The sequence below is a fragment of the Streptomyces flavofungini genome, from assembly GCF_041028215.1.
Classification (GTDB): domain Bacteria; phylum Actinomycetota; class Actinomycetes; order Streptomycetales; family Streptomycetaceae; genus Streptomyces; species Streptomyces flavofungini_B.
This window is the reverse complement of record NZ_JASKYR010001432.1, coordinates 1-931: the sequence shown is the minus strand read 5'-3', so window position 1 is coordinate 931 and position 931 is coordinate 1. Positions and strand designations below refer to the sequence as shown.

The following is a 931-nucleotide window of genomic DNA, read 5'->3' as shown; positions in this document are numbered from 1 at the left end:
CCCCAGTTCAGTCCGTCCGCCCCCGCCACCGACGACGGCTGCCGCCGGGTGCCCACCTTGACGATCTGCTTGCGGGGCTCCCGCACGACCTCGGCGCCGATCCGCCGCGGCCGCTGCTTGACCCCGTTGACCGACCGCAGCGCGTACGTCACCCGCCGCGTCCCCTGCCGTCCCGGCTGCGCCACGACCTCCGTGCCGCGGAAGAGCGAGGGGTCCTCGGTCCGCTCCACGTCGAAGGGGATCGGCTCCTCCCGCGTCTCCCGGGAGCCGGTGATCCGCATGACGGTGACGGTCTGCCCGTCGCGGGGGAAGCTGTCGGGCGCGACGGAGGTGGTGTCCTGCCCCCGCAGCGTCACACCGGACTCCGCGACGGCCTCCCGTACGGTCGCCGCGTTCGTACGGATGGTGCGTTCCCGGCCGTCCGCCATGATCGTGACGGTGCGTTCGGTGCGGACGGCGAGTGCGAGGCCCTGGCGGTCGATGCGTCTGCCGCGGGAGGTGGAGAGGTGGGCGCCCTCCGCGCGCACGCCGAGCTGCCGCAGCGCGCCGTCGACGGTGCGGGCGGTGGTCCACACCTCGCGCCGCTCACCGTCGAGGGTGAGCCGGACGGGCCGCCCGTAGCGGACGGCGATCTCGTCGCCGCTGGCCAGTGCGGTGGCCGAGGCGGGCGCCACGATGTCGTGGGCGCCGACCGCGAGCCCCTCGTCCGCGAGGAGCTCCCCCACGTCCTCGGCGAACGTGTGCAGCGTGCGCGGCTTGCCGTCGACGCTGAGCTGTACGGCCTTGTCGTTGGCGACGAACGCCGAGGTGCCGCCCGCGAGGAAGGCGACGACGAGGGCCTGCGGCACGAGGCGCCGCAGCGTGTCGGGGCGCCCCGAGCCGCCCGCCACCGCCGCGGCTCCGGCGCCCCGGAGGCTCCCGGCCCCCCGCA

At 76.0% G+C, this 931-nt stretch carries 1 protein-coding gene; it reads right to left on the bottom strand.

Annotation, left to right across the window (positions count from 1 at the left end; translation table 11 throughout):
- On the bottom strand, positions 1-931 hold a 931-nt coding region (locus AB8Z36_RS41510; RefSeq protein WP_440582144.1), incomplete at both ends, for a ubiquitin-like domain-containing protein.